The sequence below is a fragment of the Paenibacillus sp. 01T442 genome (assembly GCF_056398345.1).
This window is the reverse complement of sequence record NZ_JBFTPF010000005.1, coordinates 67,750-94,297: the sequence shown is the minus strand read 5'-3', so window position 1 is coordinate 94,297 and position 26,548 is coordinate 67,750. Positions and strand designations below refer to the sequence as shown.

Sequence of the window (26,548 nt, the reverse complement as noted above, 5' to 3'; positions counted from 1 at the left end):
TTCTTCCTTTTTACCACCAAACCCAATATACGGCCATGAATACGCCAGTAAGAGCAACGAACGCTCCTGCAAAGATAAAGATTAGAGGGAACAAATGTCCTCTCTCTTTGGCATGCATCCAGAAAAGCAACTGAACGAGTGCCTGCACGATCCCGAGGGATACGATGAAAATTAAGATAAACGAACGATCCAAATCTCCGTAGAGTACGACAGCGAATGCCAACATCGTGAGTAGAATCGAGATAATGTAAGTCAAATAGTGATTTACAGGTGAATCGTGTTTAACCCGCTTGCTAGGTGCGTGTGTATCATGAGAATTGCTGCTCATTTAGTGACCCACCTTCCCCATCAGATAAACAACTGTGAAGATAAATACCCAGACTAAGTCGATAAAGTGCCAGTACAGGGATGCGACATAAAACTTAGGTGCCGTAACGACTGTAAGACCTTTCTTAAGTCCTTGGAAAATCAACAGTGTGATCCAGCAAACACCGAATGCTACGTGAGCACCGTGGAAACCAACCAACGTATAGAACGAGGTGGAGAAAGCACTTGTTGTAAACTTGTGTCCTTCATGCACATACTCGTAAAACTCGTAGATCTCCATTCCTAAGAACGAAAGACCGAACAAAACAGTTACTGCTAACCAAGCTAGCAATTGACCTACTTTTTGACGGTGCATCGCAATAATTGCGAATACACTCGTCAAGCTGCTCGTTAAGAGAATAAACGTTGACCAACCAACTGTTTTGAGCTTGAAAAGCTCTTCAGCTGTTGGGCCATCCGGAACTGAGTTCCGAAGGGCAATGTAAGTTGCGAATAAGCAACCGAATAACACAACCTCTGCGCCAAGGAAAAGCCAGAAGCCAAGAACTTTATTTTTCCCTTCGAGGGTAGCCGTTTCCGGATTAGCAGGCAGTGCGCCCGTGTGATGACTACTCATGCCTTTACCCCCTTATGATCGTCTTCAAGTTCTTCTGGTTCAATATGCCAACCGTGGTCGTCATATACGGAACGCAAGAACATGGCAATGAAAGTAACTACGATACCTGCACCAGCTACATAGAAGTTTTTGTACATAAAACCAAAACCAGCGATGAATAAACCAACAGACATCACAAGCGGTAAGATCGATGCCGAAGGCATGTGGATCGAACCAATTGGCTCAGCTGGTGTCATTTGCTTGTTACCAGCCATTTTTTCTTTCCAGAAAGCATCTAAACCGCGAACAAGCGGAGTTTGTTTGAAGTTATACTCAGGTGCAGGTGATGGAATTGTCCACTCCAAGGAGCGTCCATCCCACGGATCTGCAGGAGCTGTCATTGGTTTTCTTGCTGTAGTGATAATATTGATGAGGAACACCAACGTACCAATACCCATCAAGAACGCACCAACCGTTGAAACTAAGTTACCGACTTCGAGATCGTATCCTGGTTGATACGTAAAGACGCGTCGCGGCATACCCATTAATCCCAAGAAATGCTGCGGGAAGAATGTCAAATGGAAACCGATGAAGAATAACCAGAAATGCAATTTACCTAAGCCTTCACTTAGCATACGACCGAACATTTTCGGCCACCAGTAGTAAAGACCTGCGAACAAACCAAGCACTAGACCACCAACGATAACATAGTGGAAATGCGCTACTACGAAATACGTATCGTGATATTGGAAGTCAGCTGCTGGAATAGCAAGCATAACCCCTGTAGTTCCACCCATAACGAATGTTGGAATAAACGCTGTTGCGAAGATATTCGCTGTTGTGAAGCGGATTTGCCCACCCCAAAGTGTGAACAACCAGTTGAAGATTTTCACACCTGTTGGAACAGCAATCGCCATTGTAGCAATCGCGAAGATCGAGTTCGCTACGGGGCCTAGACCTGCTGTAAACATATGGTGAACCCAAACCATGAAGCCTAAGAAACCAATTAGCACTGTTGCAAATACCATGGAGCTGTATCCGAACAGACGTTTTTTCGAAAAAGTAGAAACGATCTCAGAAATAATACCGAAAGCTGGAAGAATCAAAATGTAAACTTCGGGATGCCCGAAAATCCAGAACAAGTGTTCCMAAAGTACGTTGTTACCGCCTCTGGCTGCATCGAAGAATGCACCACCGAAGATGCGGTCAAACATTAGCTCAACCAATCCAACCGTGATTGCAGGGAAAGCAAGAACGATCAAACCTGAAGTTACAAAAGCAGACCAAGTAAACATTGGCAAACGCATGTATGTAAGCCCAGGAGCACGCATGTTGATAATCGTTACGAGGAAGTTAATCCCCCCGATTAGCGTACCAATACCTGCAATTTGTAAACCAAGAACGTAGAAGTCCGTTCCTTGCAAGTTGCCTTCAAGAGTTGCCCCCCAGTTTGAATCGGTGATCGAGGATAAAGGTGCGTATCCTGTCCAACCCGCATCTGGAGCTCCACCTAAGAACCAACTAGTGTTCATTAGCACGCCGCCGGCGAAGAATAACCAGAAACCAAGCGAGTTAACGAATGGGAACGCAACGTCCCTTGCACCAATTTGTAGAGGAACGATGGCATTCATGAAAGCGAAGATGACCGGCATTGCCGCAAAGAAAATCATCGTTGTTCCGTGCATCGTTGTTAATTGGTTAAATGAATCTCCAACAAAAATATGTTGATCTGGATAAGCGAGTTGTATCCGAATTAAGATCGCTTCTAGTCCCCCTACGAGGAAGAAGAAGCCGCCCGCTAGTAAATACAGGATACCGATTTTCTTATGATCGACGGTTGTAAGCCAATCCATAAGCCCGGTATGTTTTTTTACTGGATGAGAGTGAGCCAACGTATGAACCTCCTTTACATCAAGAGTTTATTTCAATGTTTGTAAGTACGTAACAATATCTTTAATTTGATTGTCATCTAATTTACCGTTTGCTTCTTTACCGAAAGCTGGCATTTTGTTACCCGGTTTCAGTTCTTGCGGATTATGTATCCACGATGCTAAGTTCTCAGGTGTCTTCTCTAAGATACCTGCAAGAGTGTCGCGATCTGCGAAGCCTTTAAGGTTAGGAGCAACCCCAGGGCCGCTTGCATTAACAGCATGACAAGACATACAGTTTTCTTTGAATAGCTCTTCACCTTTTTGAGCAGATGCTGGCACGGTAGAAGGTGCTTTCATTTTCGCAACCCAAGCATTAAAGTCTGCTTCAGACTTAGCCGCAACGGTAAAGTTCATCAAAGCATGGGAAGCTCCGCAAAGCTCTGTACATCTACCTTGGAACGTTGCAATTTCATCCGCTTGCAAGTAAAGCGTATTACGGATACCTGGGTTCGTATCGACTTTACCACCAAGAGATGGTACCCAGAAAGCATGGGATACGTCTGCTGAAACGACATCAAAGGCAATGATTTTATCCTTAGGAATCACCAGCTGTTGAGCAGTTGCGATACCAAGGTCTGGATATTCAAACTGCCACCAGAACTGATGTGCAGTGACTTTCACATGGATAGCGTCTTTGTTCTTGTTGTAATTCTCGGAGTGTTTGAACGTGTAAGATACTGTTGGCACCGCAAGTACTAACAGCAAGAGAATTGGAATTACCGTCCAGATAATCTCCAAAACATGACTTCCTTCGACTTGTTTCGGAATACTTTCGTCGCCTTTACGCTTGCGAAAGCGAATTAAAACGTACACATAAATCGCAAATACGACAATTACGACAAAAATCATGATAAAGAGACTTAATTTCATTAAATAAAGCTGCTCCGTCGCCACAGGACCTTTTGGCACTAAAGCAGATAAGGTTGGGTCTCCGCACCCAGTTAGCATGAGCGTCATCACCGCTAGAAGGGGTAGCAGACGCCAGAACTTTTTCAATTGACTCATTGTATCAACCCCACTTTTAAAACAATATTTTTACCACGAAGGCCATGCCCATGTCAATTCACTTTAATAACTATAAATTCGTGAAAACTTTTTGTCAATCGCTGTAGGAGAGTTCACAAATTGTTCTTAAACAGCGTCTGTAGCGATATATTTCCCTTCATGGTTATTTCCATACACCCACCTCTTTATGCATAAATGCCTTTATTTGTGAAGACGAATAATTAGACAGAAACATCTCATCCTATAGACATCAAATCGCTTTTAGGAGGTCTGTAAATTATGTTCAGGAAGTTAGGTTTTCCGATTTGTGGAATCATATTCCTCCTGCTTACATTATCCGCATGTGGCTCTAGCGGAAAAGAGTACAGAGGCAATCCAAATAACTCTACTAGCTCGAATTTTGGCGCAAATGTCAAAAAGGGAGACGCGATGGACCGTGCCTATCAAGTACAACAACTCTCCGGCCCAGTCACACATAACAATACCAAGTTGGAATACAGTCAATACCTATCGGATCAACTGCATACCATGGACGGCGTAAATACGGCCTTAGTGATGATTACAAATCAGAATGCGTATGTTGCCTTAATGATGGATAGCAGTGCAGTTGGCACGAAGGGTTTGACAAAAGAGACGAATAATCAAGGAACGCAAAAGGGTTTTTACAATGGTAATAATCCCTATGACGATTCCCTACCGTCTAATGATTTAAATAAAGGTTACAATAGCTATGAAACAGCTGTGCATCATGATTTACTTTCTCATCCGTTTAAACAAGCTATTGCTGAGAAGCTTCGCGTTCTTAAACCCGATCTGATGGATGTCTATATTTCGGCAAATCGAGATTTCCTTAATAAAATGAATAACTACGCACAGGAAAGTTGGAAAGGTCATTCACTTATGCCTCTTCTAACCGACTTCAATCAGACGGTGACACGTGTGTTTGGAACGGCACAATCGCTACCTCAGGACTAGATTAATTAGGGCTGGCCTCCTAGAAGAAGCTCTACTTCTCATAGGAGGTCTTACTACGCCTTTTGGAGCACAACCAGCATGTAAAACTTCTATTAATAAAGTAGTTTATTTCTGCTTGTGGGTCGGCTCCTGTTTTCATTTGTCTTTCATTCCTGTACAATGAGGGAATCGTCTTTACTAAGAAGGAAAAAGGGAGCTGGCCAATTACCCATGTCAAATGGATTTGCCTCATTAGGTATTAGAGAACAATTAGTTCAAGTTTTGCAAAATCAAGGTGTCGTAGAACCGACCCCGATTCAACGAGAAGCGATTCCAGTATTGTTAAAAGGTTCGGACGTTATCGCACAAGCTCAAACAGGTACAGGTAAAACCCTTGCCTTTGTACTTCCTATATTAGAAACAATTGATGTAGAAAGCTCGGATGTTCAAGCGCTTATTCTTACTCCTACCCGTGAATTAGCGATTCAAATCAGCAATGAGTTGAAAACCCTTGTCCCGATCACAGGTGCGAAGGTTCTAGCTGCCTACGGCGGGCAAGATGTAGAAAAACAGCTTAGAAAGCTTCAAGGCAACATACATATAGTAGTAGGAACACCGGGGAGATTGCTTGATCATCTTCGCCGCGGTTCTATCAACTTCTATAAATTGAAAATACTCGTTTTAGATGAAGCAGATCAAATGTTGCACATGGGCTTCTTGCATGAAGTCAAGGATATCATTGCGCAAACGTCTCCCTATCGCCAAACGTTGCTCTTCTCTGCGACTATGCCCGAACAGGTCATCAATCTGTCTAAGGCTTATATGAAGGAAGCAAAAGAAATAAAAATTCAAAGTAAACAAGTCACTTTGACTGAGATTCAGCAGGTGCTAGTCCCTACGACTGATCGTGATAAACAAGACGCTCTTATTGCAGCAATTAAACAATATAGGCCTTATCTTGCGATGATTTTCTGTCGGACCAAAGCCAAAGCGATTGCGCTCAATGAAACGCTGCAAGAAATCGGTTTAATGTCCGATGAGCTGCATGGTGACTTGTCTCAAGCGAAACGTGAGCAAGTGATGAAGCGTTTCAGAGAAGGCCGGATCGAGCTCTTAGTCGCTACGGATATCGCAGCTCGTGGTTTAGATGTGGAAGGCGTAACGCATATCTTCAACTACGATGTACCTCAAGATGCCGAAAGCTACATTCATCGGATTGGTAGAACGGGGCGTGCCGGTGAGTCAGGCGTTGCTGTGACTTTCGCAACGCAAAGAGATATGCCAACGATCGAGCTTATCGAAAAAGGTATCAAAATGTCATTGCGCGGTGCTGATGGACAGCAAAGACGTGTTGTTCGTTCCCAAACAGATGATTACATCGAGCAAGAAGGCAGAGGGTCTGCACGCAAAGGCGGAGTCGGTGCTTCCTCACGCGGTGGCAGACGCAATGACCGCACTGGTTCGCCAGAACAACGCAGCGGTGGACGTGCGGGAAGACCTGGAGCACGTGAGCTGCGTGGCGATCGCGCTAACGTTCAGTACGGTGGCGAGCGGAAAACAGGTTTTGGTTCCAAAGGCGACAAATTCGGCTCACGCGGAGGTTCAGCTGGTGCTGGGCGTTCAGGCGAAAGACCGGCTAAAGTGAACTCGGAACGTAGCCCGAATACGTGGGGACGTGCAACCGTTGTTCACGAATCGCCAACTACGAATTCGGCTCCAGCTCGCGGAGCGAACATTGGCGCTGCCAAAGCACGCGTAACCGGTTCCTACAACGGTGGCGGTGAAGGTACAGAGCGCAAGCGTTCCGCTCCACATGGCGATAAGTCCTACTCGCCATACAACAAGTACGCCGGCGCAGGTCGTGATGACGCCGCTAGTGCGTCTCGCACGCTTCGCGGCGGCAAGGGCCGTGGCGACGGATCAGCACGCGGTGCTGCTCCTCGCGGTGAGGGCTTCGGCGCTCGCACAGGCGGCGCTCCTCGCGGTGAGGGCTCCGGCGCTCGCACAGGTGGCGCTCCGCGCGGCGAGGGCTTCGGCGCTCGCACGAGCGGCGCTCCTCGCGGTGAGGGCTTCGGCGCTCGCACGAGCGGCGCTCCTCGCGGACGGAGTGATGAGCGTGGTGCGCGCAGCGCAGCACCTCGTGGCGACAGCTTCGGCTCACGCGGCGGTGCACCGCGCGGCGACAGACCAAGCGGCCCACGCGGTGGGCAAGGCGGCGCTCGTGGAGGTGCACCAAGAGGCACTCGCGGCGGCGGCAGCAAACGCTAGGCTTATGAAGCGATTTCATCCAAGTCTTTACCGATGAAGCCTTACGATGTAAGATATAGGTATGGTTTATTCAGTTTCTATTTCATAAAAATCGTTTCAACCCGTGCTCGCACGTAGGATTTACCCCCCATCCAATCAAAGGAGGTATGTTCCATGTACGCATTAAAGGATAAGGAAATGATTTTTGTATTCACTGGCCCACACGGGGCAGGCCGAAAAACCGTTGCGGAAATGTCCGGCTCCACGCTGGGGATGAAACAAGTGATTTCGTACACCACACGACCTCCGAAAGCAACAGAGGAAGATGGTCAAGATTATCATTTCATCTCACCCGCTCAATTTGTGCAAGCACAAGCTGGCGGCGAATTCATTGAAGTTAGTACTGTGAATGACCATCTCTATGGAATCAAAAACTCCGATATTGAGTTTATGTTCCAGCAAAGCGGCAGCATCTACTTGATCTTGAACCGCTTCGGTGCCGAAACGCTCAAAAAGCTATATGGCGACCGCGTTGTCCAAATCTTCATTTATGCCCAGCGAGACACACTTGAAGAGCGGATGAAAGAAAGCGGAGATTCCGAAGAAATCGCCTCCAAATATTTGTCAGACTACGAAAATGAATTAGCCTACCGTGACCAATGTGATCATGTTTTTGAAAATGTGGACTTGGCTCATACGGTATTTGATCTTACCAAAACTTTKGATCACTATTTGAATCGTAATCTGGTTGATTTAGACTAGAAGCACGTGTTCAAAAAGTCCGGTTTTCAGCACCGAGAAGATTGAAAGAAGCTAGGAAATGAGGAGCGGAGCGTAGTGAAAGCTACGTGAGCACCGGAATTTCCGGGTGAATTCAATATTCGACGTCGAATTCGCTTCTTGAACCTACTTCGTGATCAAAAGTGGATTTTTTGAACTACCTCTAGAACTAGCTGCCGAAATAAGGCCTGGACGGTCCCCCGTCCGGGCCTTTTCATCTAACGAATGAACGGCTTCGTAAATGGTCCGTTCCTACCAAGGAGTTGAACAATATGAAAATCATATCCATCGAACCTACACCCAGCCCCAACTCCATGAAACTCAATATGGATGAGTCCTTACCTGCTGGTGTGCGTGAAACGTATACGAAAAAGAATCTGACAGGCGCTCCTTCAGAAGTGCAAAAATTGCTTGCTGTACCTGGCGTTATCAGCATATTCCATGCAGCCGACTTCATCGCGGTAGACCGTAGCTCGAAGGGTGACTGGCAGTTCATCCTGGCGCAGGCGCGCGAGATCTATGGCGAAGCGCAGCCAACGGCTGGCGCTGGCTTGCCAGCCGAGCAGCCTGCTTCTGACGCCGCCTTTGGCGAGGCGCAAGTGCTCGTGCAGATGTTTCGCGGTATTCCGCTCCAGGTGAGGGTACGCGCAGGCTCAGAAGAAGCGCGCGTCGCTATGCCGGAGCGCTTCACGCAAGCCGCGGTGCGCGCAGGTACGGCTTCGCCGAACCTGATCAAAGAGCGGAAGCTCGAGGAGCTCGGCGTCCGCTACGGCGAGCTTGGGGACATCGCGGGCGAAGTCGTCCAGGAACTGGACGCTTCTTACGACGATGCCCGCGTCGAAGAACTGGTCTCCCGCGCGATGCAGGAGACCACGGATGCCCCTGTGGAGGAGGCTGCCACAGGGGATCTAGTCGCAGCCGAGGAGCAGCTGCGACACAGCGATTGGAAGCTGCGCTACGCCGCGCTTCAGAAGATCCAGCCGTCGCTTGAGACGCTGCCGCTTCTCGTCCATGCCTTGGAGGACGAGAACACGTCGCTTCGGCGACTGGCCACGGTGTACCTCGGGGATATCAAGGAACCCGAGGTACTGCCCTATCTGTATCGCGCCCTCGAGGACGATACAGCTTCTGTGCGTCGGACGGCAGGCGATACGCTGTCCGATCTTGGCGACCCCGCCGCCATCCCGGCGATGGCCAAGGCACTGAAAGACCGTAACAAGCTTGTCCGTTGGCGCGCGGCCCGCTTCCTTTATGAAGTCGGGGACGACTCCGTGCTTCCTGACTTAAAGCAAGCGGCAGACGATCCCGAATTCGAGGTGCGGATGCAGGTTAAGATTGCCCTCGAGCGTATCGAAGGCGGTCATGCCGCTGAAGGATCTGTTTGGCAGCAAATGACACGCAGAAATGAGTAGCCGAGTAATCATAAAAGCACGAATGTCCTCTTCCCCAAGCGKGGAGATTGACATTCGTGCTTTTTTTTGGATTTTGCCTAGTAAACTTTCCTACTTCTTAAACCGCTCAAAATACACAATTCTCTCCTCAATCGTCGGATGAGAGCCGCGGAACCACTGCACCAGTTTAGGCTGAGTAACGGGACTGAGATTTTCTTTGGCGATATGCTGAAACGCGCGAATTGCTGCATCCCCATCCCCCGTCATCTGCATCGCATAGATGTCTGCTCGATGCTCGATCACCCTTGAGAACGCATTCTGAGCTGGTGATGACAGGAAGCTCATCAGCGAGATGAGCAGAAGAAGAATTGGTAGTGCGGCTAGATCTCTTTCCCCTCGCATGCCCCAAAGTGATCCCCAGCGTTTTAAGATTAGCCGGTACGCATGGAAAGCCAACCAGAAGCCAACTAAACTGAGTGCAACACCATAGGCTATTCCCCAATAAATATGACGTTCTACGTAATGTCCCATCTCGTGCGCCATCACCGTCAAGATTTCATCTGGCTGCAATTTATTCAAAATGGTATCCCACAGCACAATGCGCGCGTTCCCGCCGATCCCATTGACATAAGCGTTAATGGCATTCGTCCGCTCCGACATGTTAACCTCGTAAACCTGATCGGTCGGTATATGTGATTTGGCTGCAAGATCAAGAATTTGCGTTTTCAATTCTTGATTTTGAAGTGGTTGGAACTGATTGAACAACGGGTCCAGTACCACAGGCTGAATAAACGTGACGAATAAGATTAATGGAATTGAAATTAACCACAACCATACCCACCACCGCTTAGGGCTCCACTTACTGATCCATCTGAAAATCCCTACCATGATTATCGTGCCTACGATATCTATGAGAAATGTCTTTACATAATCCTTTAGGAAAATGATAGGCGTCTCATTGGATATACCGTAGGCTTGGTCGATTTTGAATAGAAACACATCGATGGGAAGAAATAGCACGTCCATGACGAGGGTAAAAAGCACCACAAAAAGGAACATTTGCAGGAAAGAAGCTCGGAATACTTTCTCCGCGAGTTGACGGAAGCTGACAGCTATGCCGAATAAAGCCACGGTCACACCCATTTGCAGGGGAGCGCTTAAAAAGAAGGTTAACGAATGAATCCTTGAAAGTGTCTCTGCTTTGGCAATTTCTGCATGGGTCATAAACGTATTCGGATCCGCCACAGAACCAACTAACGCCATAGGGATTTGAAATAAATCCCCTTTTAAGAAATATAAAATCACGATAACGGCATAACAAGCAAAAGCAACTGTACTCCACAAATAGAAACGTTTCATCCCATGCCTCCACGTTCATCTTGATAGGCTCATCTTAGAAAGAGATTATTAGTTTGGATAAGCTTGTTTACTTAGTCTATGCGAGCAAGGCAGGAGCGTATGTGTCTCAAGGCATATTTTGGATATCATGTCTTGCATTCTCCATCTTCCCATGATGTAATGAGAACATTGACAGGAACGGACGTGCTACATGAAGAATTTGAAATTGCTCACATTGCTAGTGCTGGCTTTGTCCAGCTTTACAGTTATTCTACTTATAAAATCAAATTCCCCCGATGCGAAACAACTCCTCACGCTATCTAGTCCTAAGGGAAAAGTTGCAGATCAGCATCTTGCAGGGGAAACCGCAACGAAAATTCCTTCACCCATTGAAGCTGTCGTAGCCGAGGCGGAATCCACAACTAACCAGACATCCACTGATGAAGCCCCTACGCTCACTAAGCATCATGTTCAAATACAATCGGTTCCCGCGCTCTCACAGCTTCCTGAGCTGCCAAATGGTTGTGAAGCTGTCGCTGCGACCATGCTGCTGAATTGGGCCGGACTGCCGATAACGAAGGAAGAAGTGGCTCATGCTCTGCCAACGGGAGATATGCCCTATGAGAATGAGTTTGGTGCTTTTGTTGGCGCAAATCCCAAAGATGTTTTCGTTGGCGATCCTTTTGATATCGGCTATGGGATTTATCATACCCCAGTCGCTAAATTGATGAACCAATGGTTACCTGGTCACGTTCGTGATCTGACAGGAACCTCCTTCGAGGATTTGCTTGGCGTCATTGCCAAAGGCAACCCTGCCATGATTTGGGCAACTGAGCATATGGACAGCCCTTATTTCGACTTGGAGTGGGAGGATGAGACGGGTGAGCTTGTCCCGTGGTATCAGCCAGAGCATGCCCTACTACTAACTGGCTGGGATGATGATTATGCTTATTTGAACGACCCGATGACGGGTGAACAAGAAGCCTATCCACTCGCTTCCTTCAAGGAAGCATGGGAGTTCATGGGTTCGCAGGCCATCACGATTATTGGATGAGTTTGTGGCATTCACTTTAATCTTCTGGGGACTCTAGTACTGTCAAAAATGCAAAAGAGCACCTTTGAAATAAGTTCCCCCTCCGTAATTGGAAATTGATGCAAATAGGCATCAATTTAGAGCGGTTTGAGGAAATTATCTTGAAATTCGTTAAAAAGGTTGCCTATTTGCACGCATTTTCCAATTTCGACCATAAATTAGTAGAAAAGGTTGTATTTTTGCACTTTTGAGGAAAAGGGAGAGTACGTGGAGTTCCTGGAGTTGCATGAGTAGCATTAGTTTTTGTGTTGCTGAGTTGCTCGGGTAGCTGCAGTTGCTTGAATAGCTCGAGTAGTTTGAGTAGCTTGGGTGCTTGAGTAGCTTGAGTAGCTGCAGTTGCTTGGATAGCTCGAGTAGTTTGAGTAGCTTGGGTACTGGAGTAGCTTGAGTAGCTGGAGTAGTTTGAGTAGTTTGAGTAGCTGGAGTAGCTGGAGTAGTTTGGGTAGCTTGGGTGCTGGAGTTGCATGGTAGCTCAAATTGCTAGACTAGTATGACTAGCTTCTGTAGCCCAGTTAATTTCAACAGCATCGAAAGCAATTTACTCGCTTACTTCGTTCCCACCACCACCACCACAAAAGCATGGACATCCCCGAAGGGTTGTCCATGCTTTTTCACAAGGGATCCAGCTGAACAGCAGCTTGCTTGCCACTCAGTTGAATGCCGGTATGCTTCTTGCCGTGGGAGCCAAGCTCCTTGACCAGCGTTTCCAGCAATTCCTTGGCTTTCGCGCCTTCCTTGCCGGAGATCTTAACGACCAGCAGGACGGCGTCCCCGCCCTTCAAAATGCGCTCAGCTTGCTGACGCTTCGTCTCGAGATCGTGATCCTCGATATTGGCCGTCAAGCGAAACTCCTTGACTTTCGGGCCCTGCTCTTGCTTACGGGCTTGCTGCTTTTCTTGCAGTGCCTCCTGTTTGGCTGCGCCTGCTCCAATCAGCTTACAAGGAGGCGGGCTGCTCATGAGCGAGGTGCAGACGAGGTCTACCTTTAACTTTTTGGCAAGAGCAAGCGCATCTTTCGTGGACATTACACCTAAATCCTCACCCTGCAGCCCCGTTACCTGGACTTCGGAAGCTTTGATTTTCTCATTCTTAATAATCATTGTGAATACACCTAATCTTTCGCTATAATGAACCCATCCACCCGTAGGTGGATAGAGGTTGGCCTAATTATTACGCGTGTTGCAATCGTTGTATAAGGAGCTGTCTGTTACCCGATGAATAATAAACAATTAGAAGAACAAATGATCGAAAATTACAAACGTGAAGAGCATATGATGATTTTGGTTTTTGCACAGTGGTGTATTAACCATGGTCTGGACCCCGCAGCACTTTATCATAGCGCGTATCCAGACCAACCGAATAATGAAGCGCTTGAGAAAGCTCTTGAACTAACGGTGCCGAAAGAGGAAGCCGGCGAAGTGCCGGATGACACGTTGCTTGGCGTGCTTTCCCTCTTTGGCAATGAAGAGCTGGCGTTCATTGTGACGCAAGAAATCGATAAACGGCCGAAGCGCACGCGCTAGACGATTTCTCATTCGTCTGGCCTTGGCCTCTTAGATCACGTAACTATGCTGATGGCTGAGTTCAAAAGCTTCCGCCAACAACTCCACGGTGCGCAGTCTCGTTTCCACTTGGTGTCCACCTGCAACGACCATCACTTCGTCGACACCATAGCTTTCGGCTAGACGCAGGATTTGTTCCCTGACCTGGTCAGGATTTCCCACGATCATCCGTGAGCGATTGTCTCTCACACGGGTTTGATCCCAATCGGAATACGTATATTCCGCAGCTTCCTTCGGCGATTTCACTCCGGTGAACTCGCCTTTTTCCATTTGCAGAATACGCAAATCAACTGAAGTCGCAAGCTCCTCTGCCTCCGCTGTCGTTTCGGCGCACAGCACATAAATACAGACCGTCGCCTGCGGCACGACATTGAGAGCGGACGGTTGGAACGAGCTGCGGTAGCTTCGCACCGCATGCTGACCTCCCGCGCCGTTGATGAAGTGCGCGAAGCAGAAGGCTGCGCCTGCCTGCGACGCATACACCCCGCTCTGCCCGGTGGAGCCGAGCAGCCACACCTGGGGCATCGAAGCCACCAAAGGGGTGGCACGGATGCCCTCGAACACATGCCCAGGTTCCACCGAGTCGGTGAGGAACCGCAGCAAATCCGTGACTTGCGCAGGGAACCGCTCAAGTCCCTCGAACAGATCGGCGCTGACGCCACGCAGCGCCTTGGCCGTATGCGGCGTGCCGCCGGGTGCACGCCCGATACCAAGGTCGATGCGCCCTGGATAGAGCGCCTCGAGCATACGGAAGTTCTCAGCGACCTTGTAGGCGCTGTAGTGAGGAAGCAGCACGCCGCCTGAGCCAAGCCGTATGCGGCTTGTGCGAGCAGCAAGCGTGGATATGAGCACCTCTGGAGAAGAACCTGCAAGCCCTGCTGAATTATGGTGCTCTGACACCCAGAATCGGGTGTAGCCTAGTCGATCAGCGACCTGCGCTAACGCAATCGTTTGTTGTAATGCCTCACTATGGGTAAAGCCGGATGATACCGGTGACTGATCAAGAATACTTAGCTTTAGCATGGTCATCCCTTCTTTCTTAGTCTTCTACTGATGATGACAATCATAATTATACAACGCTCGGCTCACAAAAGAAAAAAGGACAAACCGATGTGGCGTTGTCCTTTGAGGTGTGTAATTACCGTAGTCGTTATTTTAGAGGTTTATTTTTTCAAGTACAAATCGAATACACCATAAGTCCCTGCCATAATAGTCAGATGTAATCGCATTATCAGGTTTCGTAAAGTCATGATCTCCGACCAATTGCAACCCCGAAGCCGCAATCAAACTTAGAAAGCTTTCAACATCTACATCCGGATAATCAACGGTAATAATCAATTTGCCGTCATCTTTCAAAACCCGCTTAAACTCTTGCAGGGAACGAAGCTGCACCTCTGTGTCTTCGATGTGCTCCATGACAGAAATACAGAAGGCTACATCGAACTTAGCATCTTCATAAGGCAAATTTGAAATGTCAGAAACAGCGAATTTAGGAATACTTAAAATAGGCAGGTTAATTTGATCTATATTCTCTTTCCCAATATAATATTCCAGCTCTTTGATAATTTCGTTTGAATCTAATATACGTTCATCCATGTCGCAAGCGTACACTTCTTTACACTTGTCCGCTAAATAATACTTAAAGGGATGACCTAATCCACATGCAGCATCTAGAACAATATCACTTTTTTCAACAAAATKGGAAGCCCAAATGTACTCATAATGTCTACTCCACCAATGATCAGGCAACCGATAAAAGATGTCTTGATTCTTGGTATCCTCATAAGTAAAAAAGCGAGATGTATCTATAGCCATGCACATTCCCCCGTATATCATTTATATATAATGTTATTTATTACATATTCTCCGAGAATGTGGATTTCCCTTTCTGCGTGGGTGTCATGACTCTCCTGCGTCTAATTGTGCGAATTGCGTACATACAGCCGATAAGCCCGAGACCACCAGCTGAGTAGCCAGCCAGTACATCACTTGGATAATGCACACCGAGGTAAATACGACTAAGCCCAATACACAGAATGACTAAAACAGCAACTGGTGGTATCAGCCAAGCCGCTCTCCATGTTTGTCGCACATTCACCCATAATAAGTAGGCAAGCAAACCGTAGAAGAGTATGGAGACCATCGCGTGACCGCTAGGAAAACTGAAACTATCCACCTCCACTAGCCATCGCTCAGCAGATGGACGATCACGTTTAATGAGATCTTTCAACCCCGAATTTAGCAGCCATGCACCTAGCACGCCAACGAATAGAACAAGGGTTTCCCACTTATGCTTGAATTTAAAATACAACAGTCCTGCAACTATAAAAAAGAGAATAAATTCCGTGGATCCGCTTCCCATAAATGTGAAAAATTTTGCAACAGGCGTCCATGTATCACCTCTTTGATCTTGAATGTAACCGCCTACATGTTGATCAAAAGCTTGTAACCATTTCGCCGAAATACTCTGCGACAACACAATGAAAATAAGGAGCAGAGCACCTGCTCCCCCTGTTCTCCACATTCCATGACTTACTCCTACTTTCCCCTTCATCTGTTTCATGCCCTCCCACGGCGAATCGTCTATGCTTACCTATTCTTACGCTGCTTGGCGCACTTTGCGCCCTTGTCTTCTCTTAATAATCAGTGGAACGATAGCAAAAACCGCATACATCGCTACGGCTCCGAGAAACTTCCATGACCAGATATCATTTAAGGAAGCACCAAAAACGTTATACACAATCGCTCCCGGAATAATGCCGATGAATGTAGCCCACGTATAGTCCCAGAAACGGATCTTCGATAAGCCAGCGCCATAGCTGATCCCATCGAATGGAAAAAAAGGCATAAGTCGCATATACAGCACCACCATGAAGCCTTTTTCCTCCGCTTTTTGATCAAAAGATAGCAGCTTAGGGCTTCGTAATATGCGTTGAAAGCTGCCGCGGCCCCATTTGCGTGTAATGTAAAAAGACAGCAAGGCCCCTGCACCTGCACCAATAATATCGTAGATAGTCCCCCACAAGGCGCCAAATACATAGCCCCCATAGAGAGTCAAAGGTGTTGCCGGGAACAAAACCAACGGCCTGAGCGTATACGCCAGGATATACAACAGACCCCCAAGCGGGCCCAAATCACGAAGCCATCTCGTGACCCAATTCAGATCTACATGTTCCCATACACCTGCCCATTTCAATACGAGTAGTCCCAGAATAGCAACAACAAACCAACTAATTAGCAACCAAAGCGGCTTTGAACGCGCCATKGCTCGCCTCCTTCATACTCCTGATTCCCAAAACTTGCAGGCGGAACTTTCCTCCATCTTACACAAATATGCTAGTCGATATCAACTTGACTGATGGTCATATGTTCCCTTCCGTTTTAAGACAGTTTTTAGACACGCCACGCATACCTCGTTCCCTTTCGATGCCTCGTCAGACACCTTATGATCACGTAATTCTTTATTCCTCAGAAGCCTCGATAATTCAGAAGAATAAGCAAATTAAGCTTGCTTATTCTTCCGATATTCGCCAACCCCCACATTTTTCCCGCCATCAATTAATCAATTGAGCTAAAGTTAAAAACCAAATAAACAATAAGCACTACCTGCAAGGCACCAACGAATAGGTTTAACGTTAGCGCCAATTTGGCATATCTGCTTTTTAAACTACTTACACTTAAACAAACTCCTATTATGAAAAAAATCATGCCTAATAAATTAGATAATAAGAAAAAAGAAATAAACGATAATCCCGCTGTTCCAATTGCTAGTTTGACTCGTATACTCAGGACAAGCACCTCCCATGTTGCATTGCTGAAGTAATCTTATTTCAATTGACACATCGAAAGGTAGGAATTTACACTATAAGAATATATTAGGACTTCTTTTTCAAAGGAGTCAGCCTCCGCAACCATTTGCCATGTCCAACAAGTTGGGAGAAACGCATATGAAGAAGATTGTCGTTCTACTTCTATTAACTGCGCTATGCCTCTGGCAGTATGCAAGGACCTTAGTCGGTGGTGAGGATCCCTTCTTGCGATCGGATTACAGTAAGCTTCGACCTGTGAAGATTGAGAGGGTTATTCCAACTCAGGAAATAAAGCAGCTTCAAGAGATTGTAAGAGAGGCACGGGAGAAAGAGCTCAAGATCTCAATTGCCGGCCAACGTCACAGCCAAGGCGGGCATACATACTACAAGGACGGCATTGTGCTGGATATGACCCCATTTAATAAAGTCCTCACCTTTGACGAGAAKGCCAAGACAATTACCGTTCAGTCTGGTGCCACATGGGCAGATGTACAGAAGTATATCAATCCGTATGGGCTTGCGGTGAAGACCATGCAGTCGCAAAATATTTTTACCATCGGAGGCTCGATCTCCGTCAATGCACATGGCCGTGACATTCGGAATGGCTCACTTATTAGTTCAGTCGAATCCTTCCGGCTATTGGGGGCGGATGGCCAAATAAGAAATGTTTCACGATTTGAAAATACGGAGCTATTCCCGTTGGCGTTAGGTGGATACGGCCTATTCGGTGTCATCTTGGATGTAACTTTATCGCTTACAGATGACGAAGTGTACGAGATGACAAGTGAAACAATGACGACAGAAGCCTATTCGGACTACTTCCTTAACCAGGTTAAGCAAAATCCCAACATCCACATGCATCTCGCACGTATTTCTGTCGCGCCGGACACCTTCTTAACGGAAATGTATGCTACAAATTACAGAGCTCGACCTGATCTTCCTCTTACTGATTATAATAAGTTAAAGCTGAATGACAGCTATGTGCTGCCTTTGAAAATTCTATTTGGAGTCAATCGATCCTTTGATTGGGGGAAGAATGCCTTTTGGAACTTACAGCGGTATTTCCTTATCGGTCACAGCACAATCCTAACTCGTAACAACGCTATGCGATCCGAATCTGATTTTATGGATTATAGCTCGGATACCAAAAATGATCTTCTCCAAGAATTCTTTGTTCCCGTAGAACATTTCAGTGACTTTATTAACGGCATAAAGCCTATCCTCCAAGAAGAACAATTAAACCTATTAAATATTACGGTTCGATACGTCAATCAGGATGAGGAAGCGGCGCTTTCGTATGCGAAAAGTGACATGTTCGCCCTCGTTTGTCTGTTCAATACCCCGCTAAGTGAAGCGGCGCAAGCTCTTATGACCCATGGAATCCGGCGGATTAACGATGAATTAATTCCATTAAACGGATCCTATTATTTGCCTTATGCCCCCTTCCCTTCGGTCGATCAGTTCCGGGCGGTATATCCAAAAGCGGAAACCTTCTTCCAGGCCAAAGACAAGTGGGACCCACAGCATCTTTTCATGAACCAATTCTATGACGATTATAGGGGGCACTAGAATGAATGTGCGTATGCTCATCAAATCCCAAAGCTTAGCAACATTGGCGGCGGGGATGATATATCCCTATTACTTGTTGTTTCTGAAAAATCTCGGCAGTACGTATTCCGCATATGGCCTCGCTTTTGCCATATTCACAATAAGCTCGGCAGCATCCGCCATTTGGCTGGGCAAGCTCATAGACCGCTCCTCGAAAAAGCTCATGGCCGGAAGCTCCCTGGGCATGATGGCGGCGATGCTCATTTTCCCTTGGATTCCTTCTTACGGCATCGTCTTGCTTCTCCAAGCTTTCATGGGTGTATGTAATGCCATGCAGAAAATGAGCGAGCGGGGATTGCTTGCTGATGGGACTAAGCCGGGAAAACGCGGCGGTACGCTTGGCAATTACCACTTTTGGACATCCGTAGCATCTGGATTTGCTGTCCTTATAGGCGGTTATATCATTGACTGGCTAACGATTGATGTCTTGTTTTACGTGAGTGCGTTCATTTACGGAGGGAGTGCGTGGATGACACTTCGAATGCGTGAAGAAACGATGGAGAGTAACAACCACACGCAACAATAACTGGAAAACCTCCCGTTATTTTTCCTATTTCAGCTGGATTTAGAAGAATAACTGGAAAATAGGTAGGCAATTTTTGAGTTTTTAGTGTTTCTGAAGTTATCGGATGGAAATAACTGCATGCTTTCCATTTATCTCTCTAAAATTGGGGATTTACGCGGAATTACCTGTATGTTTTCCCGTTATTTTGTACGTCTTGAAATCCGTGATATTCCCACGAACAGGTGTATTCTCAGGTGTAATGTAGTCAGTTTTTATGACTCCCCCTGTCGAATTTAAATACACAGCACGAATGTTGACACCATATGTGTTGTTATCGCCTGTCAACACTTGTGTCTTGAATTTGGCCGACATCCGATACTCTTGGTTAGGTATGACAGGAATATTGCCTTGGTTCACTGTCAGTCGGCTTTTGTTCGGAGCAGGCGAGCTGATTTTCAATGATCTTAAGCCATCGGGATGATAAATCGTATCTACCGTCACGATCGGAGCGACAGTCGTAACCGTCGTATCCACCCATATGCCCCATTTGTCCGCTGTTCTCGTCGTCCATCCCGGCTGTACGGTCGGCGTCAAATTCTCGAACGAGCCATTCTGGATCACGTTCACCTCTTCCGCCTGGCCCACAGCCGGGCTTACAGCTCCCAAACCTAGAGGCAGCAATAAGCTCGTTAGCATAACCATGATCAATGCCAAGCTCCCTCTCCTTTTTCCACGCATCAATGAATCACCCTCTTCTCCAAATTTAGCGCATGTTTAAGCGCTTACACTTATACTAATGTCTCACGCTTATCCTGCCTATATCTCGTTCTACTGGGTGATAAACATTTCTTCATTTGGCGAGTAACCGATGTTCAGCTACACTATCCATGATTCAGATTTCTGACTTTCACCAATAACAACTGGTATTTAATTGAAATAGATGGATTGTGCCCGTACATTTTAGTATAATAACCGTTAGGCTTTCGACTTTGTAGAATTTTGGGTGATTTTGTCGAATTGGAAAATAACCCCTTTGACTATATCCGAGTTTTTTAGTAGGATATAGTCATGTCATTGGTTAATTCATACATAAATAGATTAGGGGAGAGATACATCATGAAAAAAGTTATATTTTCCGTTCTTGCCGCAACTGTCTTACTAACGGGTTGTGGGGCTGCCAAAACAGACACAGCATCACCTGCAGCATCCGGTGCACCAGCCGCTAAATCAGATAAAAAGATTATCCTTATAACGCCTGAGAAAATCGGTGTTAACCCATTCTTCACACAAATGGATGAGGGTGTTAAGAAAGCTAGCAAAGAATTTGGTGTTACCGTTAAGACGGTAGAATCCGCAGATGCAAGCGCGATTGAGCAAAACCTGCGCGCAGCCATTGCTGATAATTATGATCTAATCATTACAAGCTCCTTCACAGCTGAGGATGCACTTAAAAAAGTAGCAACTGAGAATCCGAAGAAATCCTTCGCGATTATTGATACCGTTGTTGATCTTCCGAATGTTCGCAGCGTTGTTTTCCGTGAACATGAAGCAGCTTACTTGCTTGGAGCAGCAGCTGGTCTTTCTACGAAGAAAAACATTGTAGGTATGGTTGCAGCCGTTGATATCCCACTTATCAAGAAATACACAGTTGGTTTCCAAGAGGGCTTGAAAGCAACGAATCCGAATGCCAAGTTCATCGTTAACTATGTAGGCAGCTTCACGGATCCAGCGAAAGCGAAAGAATTGGCACTAACACAATTCTCGCAAGGCGCAGACTTCATCGCAGGCGCATCCGCAGTAGGCGATCTTGGTGTATTTGAAGCAGCGAAAGAAAAAGGCTTCTATACTTCCGGACAAGACATTGACCGTACGTTAACAGATCCACAGCACATCGTACTTTCCCAATTGAAAGGTACAGATGCTGTTGCTTACCAAACTGTGAAAGATTTCGTAAATGGCACGTTCAAATTCGGCGCTGTTGACTACGGCTTGAAAGAAGATGGCGTTGGTCTTACATTCGTTACAAGAGAAACAACTTCAGCACTAAGTCCATTTGTTGGACAAGATGTTGTAACGAAGGTTAAAGCTATCCGTGATGATATCGTTTCTGGTAAAGTAAAAGTAGAAAATCCAGTAAAATAATTGGTATCATAATCGCATATATGTTTGACTTGGAGACTGTTTACGGAGACGTAAGCAGTTTCCTCATGTCTAGGTAGAGGAGCGAAAAACCGTTATGCTGCTTCAAATGCGTCAAATCACGAAAACTTATGGCAATTTAACAGCGAATTCCAGCGTTGATTTCTCACTGCGTCAAGGTGAAATTCATGCATTAGTGGGAGAAAACGGCGCTGGAAAGACCACCTTAATGCGCATTTTGTACGGCATGGAGCAGCCTTCGGCTGGAAATATTCTTTTGAACGGCAACGAAGTAACTTTCAGCAATCCCACAGATGCCATTCGACATGGTATTGGGATGGTGCACCAGCACTTTATGCTATTCCCTTCGTTTACTGTGGCTGAAAATATCGTGATTGGCAACGAGCCCAAAGCCGGTCTGACATTTGACCGTAAAGAAGCCATCACACAAATCGAAGAGCTGTGCGCCAAGTATCGCCTCCCTATTGATCCGCGTAGGAAAGTCGCTGATTGCCCACTAGGTTTGCAGCAACGCGTTGAGATCTTGAAGGTGTTATATCAAGGTGCAGACATCATTATCTTGGACGAGCCCACGGGTGTGCTCACGCCGCTGGAAGCCAAAGAACTTCTTGTCATTATGAAAAGCCTAGCCAATCTGGGCAAAAGCTTCATCATCATCACGCATAAGCTCCATGAAGTTATGGAAGTTGCCGACCGCGTTACCGTGCTTCGCGATGGCAAAATGACAGGTACCGTGGATGCAAATGCCACGAACATTGAAGAGCTTTCCAAGCTCATGGTTGGCAGAGATTTGAAGCAGCTTAAGAAACGCGCTCTAACTGTCGGTCAAACCGTCCTTCAAGTTCAAGATGTTTCCATTCTTGGAGATAAAGGAAAGCCAGTGCTCGATCGTGTCAATTTACAGGTGAAAGCTGGAGAAATCGTTGGTATTGCTGGTATTTCAGGCAATGGCCAGTCGGAATTGATTCAAGCTATCTCTGGCCTTCAGACGATTGATCAAGGAGACATTCAATTATTAGGTAAGCCTGTTCGAGGACGCTCCGTTCGTGAAATTAGGGAAATTGGACTTTCTCATGTACCAGAGGATCGGTATCAATGGGGAGCAGCCAAAGAAGGAACTGTGTTAGAGAATGGCACCATGGGTCACCATAAAACCAAAAGCCGCTCTGGCCTCCTACAAGGCAAAGAACTCCGCAACATGATTAGCGGCTTCATCCAGCAATTTCAGATTAAAGCGGGATCTCAAGATGCCAAAGTGAAGTTTCTATCCGGCGGTAACTTGCAGAAGCTTATCGTAGCGAGGGAACTTGCACAGAAGCAGCCCTTCTTAATTGCCGCTGAGCCGACTCGTGGTGTAGATATTGGCGCCATGGAATTGATTCATGAAGAACTGCTTCGTAAACGGGATGAACAAGGTGCTATATTACTAGTCTCCTCGGAATTAACAGAGATCCTGCAGTTGTCTGATCGTATTTTGGTTATGTACGAGGGACGAATCGTGGGCGAATTGTCCGCGGCAGATGCAACCGAGGAGCAAATCAGCTTATGGATGGCAGGGGGAACTTCCAATGCTTAAAAGACTATTCAACCTAAGCGCTTGGATTCAGCCGCTGATTGCCATCATCATTGGGTTGCTCGGTGGTGCCATTGCCATTATGCTGATTGGCGGGTCCGTCGTTGAAACTTACACAGAGATGTGGAAAGGTGCCTTCGGCAACTTCTTCTATTTCACGAATACGTTAACACGCGCCACGCCACTCATTCTTGTTGGGTTAGGTGTATCGATCGCGTTTCGTGCTGGATTTTTCAATATGGGGTCAGAAGGCCAAATGATTCTTGGCGCTTTATCCAGCGCCATGGTTGCTCTGTACCTGCCTGGGCCTCCGTTGTTTAAATTGCTCGCCGCGATGCTTAGCGGCATCTTGGCAGGCGGAATTTGGTCAGTCTTCGCTGGCTGGCTGGATGCTAAATTCCGAATGAATTTGATCATCACAACACTGTTGCTTAACTATATAGCTGCTCTATTCGCAGGATATTTGGTGGCGTATCCGCTCAAAGATAAATCCGGCTCAGCTGCGCTAGCCCAAACGATGATGATCGATAAAGGTGTATGGCTGCCCAAATTGTTTCAAGGCATGAGCATCCATGGCGGCTTTATCATTGCCCTTGCACTCGCCATACTTCTGTTTCTATTCATTAAATATACCGTAGCTGGTTATGAGGTTCGCATGCTGGGCTATAATCCACTGTTTGCAGCATATGGCGGGGTAAATAGACGGAAAGTTATGCTGACGAGTATGTTTGCCAGCGGCGGTTTCGCAGGACTCGCCGGCGCCGTTGAGGTGCTCGGCATGCAATATCGGTATACCGATGGCATGATTTCGAATCCAGGCTATGCATGGTCAGGCATCATGGCGACCTTGCTTTCAGGAGCGCATCCTTTAGGCACAGCACTTGCGTCCATTCTGCTTGCTGCCTTGCAAACCGGGGGCATGGGTGTTGAACGCAATACAGATATTCCGCTGCAGATATCCAGTGTTATTCAATCGTTGCTCATTCTCTTTGTAACAGCCAAAATCAGCTTTACTCTATGGAAACGCCGGAAAGGAGGCAAGGGCGATGCAGCATCTTCTTGATGTATCTTTATTTAACTCCATGATTCGCATGGTCGCTCCGATTCTTCTTGCAGCACTAGGCGGAGCTATCTGCTCGCGAGTCGGCTTGTTTAATGTCGGTTTGGAAGGGTTCGTCCTCGTCGGTGCCTTCTCCGCGATTGTTGGTAATTACTACACGGGCAACGTATTCCTAGCTGTGCTCATCGCCATAGCCGTGACCATGCTGTTTTCGTTGATTTTTGCTTATATGAGTATCCATTTACAGGCGAATGTCATCGTTGTCGGGATTTCATTCAACTTCCTTGCCTTAGGCTTGACGGCATTTTGTTTGAAGGCTATTTTCAACGTAAAAGGCGCTTATTATGATAAAAATATGATCGGACTGCCGAAGTGGGACATCCCCCTCATTCAAGACATCCCTGTCCTTGGCGGGATTATTTCCGGGCATTCCCCTCTTGTCTATCTTGCTTTTGCACTTGTCTTCGCCCTTCAGTATTTGCTATTCAAATCCGTCCTTGGCTTCCGCATGATTGCTGTCGGTGAAAACCCAGTTGCCGCCAAGAGCATCGGCATTAAAGTCAATCGGATGCAATATATCGCGGTGCTCATCTGCGGAGTCCTTTGCGGACTCGCTGGCGCGCAGCTCTCTCTCGGACAGGTGACCATGTTCACCGAAGGCATGACGGCTGGCCGCGGCTTCATCGCGCTCGTTGCAACCATGCTGGGGCAAGCCAATCCGATTGGCGTCATGGCGTCCAGCTTACTGTTTGGCTTAATGGATGCGTTCAGTATCCGATTACAGGGCTTCTCATTACCAACCCATTTCACACAAATGCTGCCTTATATCGTGACCTTACTTGCGATGCTGTTTTTCCGTAAAAGCAACTACTTGGCGGATGCACAGAAAGCGAATGGCAGTTCGCGTTGAGAAATTAGCAAGATATGCTTAGGAACGCTTACGAAGTGAGTTTTCCTAAAGGAAAACTTTTAGGAGGATGGCAGATGCATAAAGACACCAAAGCGGAGCGCATCAAACGCATGCAAATCCCCGCTGTAGACGTTCCACCAGAGCTTGCTGGTCGGATTCCACCTGGTCAAGTCGTGACGGACCGTTTTCCTATTTTACATGAAGGAGAAGTCCCCAAATATGATATGACAGCGTGGTCGCTGCGCGTTTTTGGAGAAGTAGCCGAAGAGAAAACATTCAACTATGACGACATATTGACATTACCACACACACAAATCCAGTGTGATATTCACTGTGTGACCCGTTGGTCCAAGCTGGATACCGTATGGGAAGGTGTGCGCTTCCGAGATTTCCTTCAACTGATCGATGTAAAACCCGAGGGAAAATATGTCATGATCCATGCGGATAATGACTATGAAACGAATGTGCCACTCGCTGATCTCATGGGAGATGATATCTTGCTGGCAACGACTTTCGATGGCAAGCCACTCACACTTAAGCATGGTTGGCCGCTTCGTCTCGTTGTTCCGCATTTGTATTTCTGGAAAAGTGCCAAGTGGATTCGCGGAATCGAGTTCATGGCGGAAGATCGCGAAGGCTTCTGGGAACGCAATGGCTTTCATAACGTCGCAGATCCGTTCGAAGAACAGCGCTTCTCCGGCGAAGCCATTCCAATCCCCGAAGATGAGTGGGTCAGAAAGGAGTTTGATTAAGTTGCTTTTATCCATCTTACAAGTCAATACGGAAGACTTATCTCCCTATGCTATCGTGTGCGGTGATCCGTTCCGAGCAGAGGCTATTTCCCGCAAGCTAGACAATGCACGTGAGCTTTCCTTCAGCCGAGAATATCGAACTTTCGTAGGCGAAAAGGATGGCGTTCCCATCACTGTCGTGAGTCATGGTGTCGGGTCGCCAGGAGCGGCAGTTTGCTTCGAGGAGCTCATCAAAGGCGGCGTAACGACGCTGATTCGCGTTGGAACCGCTGGATCTTACTCCGCCGACGTCCCCCCAGGAAGTCTCGTTGTAAGCACAGCCGCGGTACGTGAAGAAGGCTTAACTCGCCAGTTAGTTCCTCACGGCTTCCCCGCTGTAGCTGATCACGCTGTTACTCGAGCGCTGTATGAAGCGGCTTCTGAAACGGACGGCCTCGTGAAGCAAGGAATTACAGTAACCTTGGATGCTTTCTTCCAAGGAGTCGAGGAATTCCCTCACCGTAAATACAAGCAAGCTGGCGCTTTGGCCGTTGAGATGGAAATTGCCGCCCTCTATGTGATTGCTTCGCTGCGTGGTGTGCGCGCTGGCGCCATTGTTGCCTTGGACGGTTATGCAGATGCCGATCTGCGGGAAGTGTACAACCCGCATACAGATGTCGTTTCTGGCGCCATTGAGCGGGAAATTGATGCTGCGATTCGTGCGATTGTGAAGTTACATACAGAAGACAACTAACGCTATATTAGTAAGCCCGTCAGGAAATTCCTGACGGGCTTTTATAGAGATGCAGCACTTAAGACTATACCTAACGAAATTTGCTCGACCTCCCGTTACCCAACCTACATATCACCTGCCAACTCTCCTTCCCGCTCTCCCACTACCCAACCTCCCCCTGCAAAAGTGCAAAAGTACATCTTTCCACCATTTCTCCACTCTTCAACTGAAATGCG

General features: G+C 47.0%; 25 protein-coding genes. 14 read left to right on the top strand and 11 right to left on the bottom strand.

Translation table 11 applies throughout. The features are described 5' to 3' along the window. Window positions 1-10: 10 nt before the first annotated feature. The 4 genes from AC1DLM_RS06985 to coxB are packed head-to-tail and all read right to left on the bottom strand — an operon-like array spanning window position 11 to window position 3,858. Entirely contained in the window at window positions 11-328 is a 318-nt protein-coding gene (locus tag AC1DLM_RS06985; protein WP_441988228.1) for a cytochrome C oxidase subunit IV family protein, read from the bottom strand. Next, window positions 329-943: a cytochrome (ubi)quinol oxidase subunit III gene (locus AC1DLM_RS06980; RefSeq protein WP_056608276.1), complete on the bottom strand. Its 615-nt coding sequence runs from the start codon at window positions 941-943 to the stop codon at window positions 329-331. After that, complete coding sequence (gene ctaD / locus AC1DLM_RS06975; protein WP_477569519.1) at window positions 940-2,814, bottom strand: cytochrome c oxidase subunit I; 1,875 nt, start codon at window positions 2,812-2,814, stop codon at window positions 940-942. The genes AC1DLM_RS06980 and ctaD overlap by 4 nt, the downstream gene beginning before the upstream one ends. A 27-nt stretch (window positions 2,815-2,841) precedes the next feature. Next, window positions 2,842-3,858, bottom strand: a complete 1,017-nt coding sequence (coxB, locus tag AC1DLM_RS06970) for a cytochrome c oxidase subunit II (RefSeq protein WP_477569518.1) — start codon at window positions 3,856-3,858, stop codon at window positions 2,842-2,844. A gap of 279 nt (window positions 3,859-4,137) precedes the next feature. Here coxB and AC1DLM_RS06965 point away from each other — a divergent pair, with 279 nt between their 5' ends. The 4 genes from AC1DLM_RS06965 to AC1DLM_RS06950 all read left to right on the top strand — a co-directional run bounded on the left by AC1DLM_RS06965 (window position 4,138) and on the right by AC1DLM_RS06950 (window position 9,251). Then, complete coding sequence (locus AC1DLM_RS06965; RefSeq protein WP_477569517.1) at window positions 4,138-4,833, top strand: YhcN/YlaJ family sporulation lipoprotein; 696 nt, start codon at window positions 4,138-4,140, stop codon at window positions 4,831-4,833. A gap of 210 nt (window positions 4,834-5,043) precedes the next feature. Next, on the top strand, window positions 5,044-7,080 hold the full coding sequence (locus AC1DLM_RS06960) for a DEAD/DEAH box helicase (protein ID WP_477569516.1): 2,037 nt from the start codon (window positions 5,044-5,046) through the stop codon (window positions 7,078-7,080). A gap of 153 nt (window positions 7,081-7,233) precedes the next feature. Beyond that, the gene (locus tag AC1DLM_RS06955) at window positions 7,234-7,821 is read left to right on the top strand and encodes a guanylate kinase (RefSeq protein ID WP_477569515.1); all 588 of its coding nucleotides are present in this window, start codon (window positions 7,234-7,236) and stop codon (window positions 7,819-7,821) included. A gap of 290 nt (window positions 7,822-8,111) precedes the next feature. Next, entirely contained in the window at window positions 8,112-9,251 is a 1,140-nt protein-coding gene (locus AC1DLM_RS06950) for a conserved virulence factor C family protein (protein ID WP_441988222.1), read from the top strand. A 90-nt stretch (window positions 9,252-9,341) separates the two neighbouring features. Here AC1DLM_RS06950 and AC1DLM_RS06945 read toward each other — a convergent pair whose 3' ends face one another. After that, complete coding sequence (locus AC1DLM_RS06945; protein ID WP_441988221.1) at window positions 9,342-10,589, bottom strand: M48 family metallopeptidase; 1,248 nt, start codon at window positions 10,587-10,589, stop codon at window positions 9,342-9,344. A gap of 190 nt (window positions 10,590-10,779) precedes the next feature. Between AC1DLM_RS06945 and AC1DLM_RS06940 the strand changes: the two genes are divergently transcribed. Then, entirely contained in the window at window positions 10,780-11,622 is an 843-nt protein-coding gene (locus AC1DLM_RS06940; protein WP_441988220.1) for a C39 family peptidase, read from the top strand. 650 nt (window positions 11,623-12,272) lie between these two features. On the opposite strand, the gene infC is transcribed toward AC1DLM_RS06940, so the two are convergent. After that, window positions 12,273-12,758, bottom strand: coding sequence for a translation initiation factor IF-3 (gene infC, locus AC1DLM_RS06935; protein WP_477569603.1), 486 nt, complete (start codon window positions 12,756-12,758; stop codon window positions 12,273-12,275). A 117-nt stretch (window positions 12,759-12,875) separates the two neighbouring features. On the opposite strand from infC, the gene AC1DLM_RS06930 reads away from it, so the two are divergent. Next, entirely contained in the window at window positions 12,876-13,184 is a 309-nt protein-coding gene (locus tag AC1DLM_RS06930) for a hypothetical protein (protein ID WP_056608254.1), read from the top strand. Window positions 13,185-13,214: 30 nt separating this feature from the next. Here AC1DLM_RS06930 and AC1DLM_RS06925 read toward each other — a convergent pair whose 3' ends face one another. The 4 genes from AC1DLM_RS06925 to AC1DLM_RS06910 all read right to left on the bottom strand — a co-directional run bounded on the left by AC1DLM_RS06925 (window position 13,215) and on the right by AC1DLM_RS06910 (window position 16,488). Next, window positions 13,215-14,246, bottom strand: coding sequence for an LLM class flavin-dependent oxidoreductase (locus AC1DLM_RS06925; protein WP_477569514.1), 1,032 nt, complete (start codon window positions 14,244-14,246; stop codon window positions 13,215-13,217). A 132-nt stretch (window positions 14,247-14,378) separates the two neighbouring features. Further along, the gene (locus tag AC1DLM_RS06920) at window positions 14,379-15,038 is read right to left on the bottom strand and encodes a class I SAM-dependent methyltransferase (RefSeq protein ID WP_477569513.1); all 660 of its coding nucleotides are present in this window, start codon (window positions 15,036-15,038) and stop codon (window positions 14,379-14,381) included. 40 nt (window positions 15,039-15,078) lie between these two features. Beyond that, the gene (locus tag AC1DLM_RS06915) at window positions 15,079-15,747 is read right to left on the bottom strand and encodes a phosphatase PAP2 family protein (protein WP_477569512.1); all 669 of its coding nucleotides are present in this window, start codon (window positions 15,745-15,747) and stop codon (window positions 15,079-15,081) included. Between the two features lie 75 nt (window positions 15,748-15,822). Further along, window positions 15,823-16,488, bottom strand: a complete 666-nt coding sequence (locus AC1DLM_RS06910; RefSeq protein ID WP_477569511.1) for a TVP38/TMEM64 family protein — start codon at window positions 16,486-16,488, stop codon at window positions 15,823-15,825. Window positions 16,489-17,170: 682 nt separating this feature from the next. Here AC1DLM_RS06910 and AC1DLM_RS06905 point away from each other — a divergent pair. Continuing rightward, window positions 17,171-18,601, top strand: coding sequence for an FAD-binding protein (locus AC1DLM_RS06905; RefSeq protein WP_477569510.1), 1,431 nt, complete (start codon window positions 17,171-17,173; stop codon window positions 18,599-18,601). Window position 18,602: 1 nt separating this feature from the next. Continuing rightward, a complete protein-coding gene (locus tag AC1DLM_RS06900) occupies window positions 18,603-19,166 on the top strand; it encodes an MFS transporter (RefSeq protein ID WP_441988214.1) in 564 nt (187 codons plus the stop codon). 150 nt (window positions 19,167-19,316) lie between these two features. On the opposite strand, the gene AC1DLM_RS06895 is transcribed toward AC1DLM_RS06900, so the two are convergent. Beyond that, a complete protein-coding gene (locus AC1DLM_RS06895; RefSeq protein ID WP_441988213.1) occupies window positions 19,317-19,859 on the bottom strand; it encodes a hypothetical protein in 543 nt (180 codons plus the stop codon). A gap of 402 nt (window positions 19,860-20,261) precedes the next feature. Here AC1DLM_RS06895 and AC1DLM_RS06890 point away from each other — a divergent pair, with 402 nt between their 5' ends. From AC1DLM_RS06890 to AC1DLM_RS06865, 6 genes are all read left to right on the top strand, one after another. Continuing rightward, entirely contained in the window at window positions 20,262-21,287 is a 1,026-nt protein-coding gene (locus AC1DLM_RS06890) for a BMP family lipoprotein (protein ID WP_441988212.1), read from the top strand. A gap of 94 nt (window positions 21,288-21,381) precedes the next feature. Further along, window positions 21,382-22,881 (top strand): ABC transporter ATP-binding protein, encoded by a 1,500-nt coding sequence (locus AC1DLM_RS06885; protein ID WP_441988211.1) that lies wholly within the window; start codon window positions 21,382-21,384, stop codon window positions 22,879-22,881. Then, entirely contained in the window at window positions 22,874-23,941 is a 1,068-nt protein-coding gene (locus tag AC1DLM_RS06880) for an ABC transporter permease (protein ID WP_441988210.1), read from the top strand. Before AC1DLM_RS06885 ends, AC1DLM_RS06880 begins: the two co-directional genes overlap by 8 nt. Continuing rightward, on the top strand, window positions 23,925-24,848 hold the full coding sequence (locus AC1DLM_RS06875; protein WP_441988209.1) for an ABC transporter permease: 924 nt from the start codon (window positions 23,925-23,927) through the stop codon (window positions 24,846-24,848). Before AC1DLM_RS06880 ends, AC1DLM_RS06875 begins: the two co-directional genes overlap by 17 nt. 74 nt (window positions 24,849-24,922) lie before the next feature. After that, the gene (locus tag AC1DLM_RS06870; protein ID WP_441988208.1) at window positions 24,923-25,600 is read left to right on the top strand and encodes a sulfite oxidase-like oxidoreductase; all 678 of its coding nucleotides are present in this window, start codon (window positions 24,923-24,925) and stop codon (window positions 25,598-25,600) included. A gap of 1 nt (window position 25,601) precedes the next feature. Then, window positions 25,602-26,333, top strand: a complete 732-nt coding sequence (locus AC1DLM_RS06865; protein ID WP_441988207.1) for a nucleoside phosphorylase — start codon at window positions 25,602-25,604, stop codon at window positions 26,331-26,333. The last annotated feature ends 215 nt before the right edge of the window (window positions 26,334-26,548 follow it).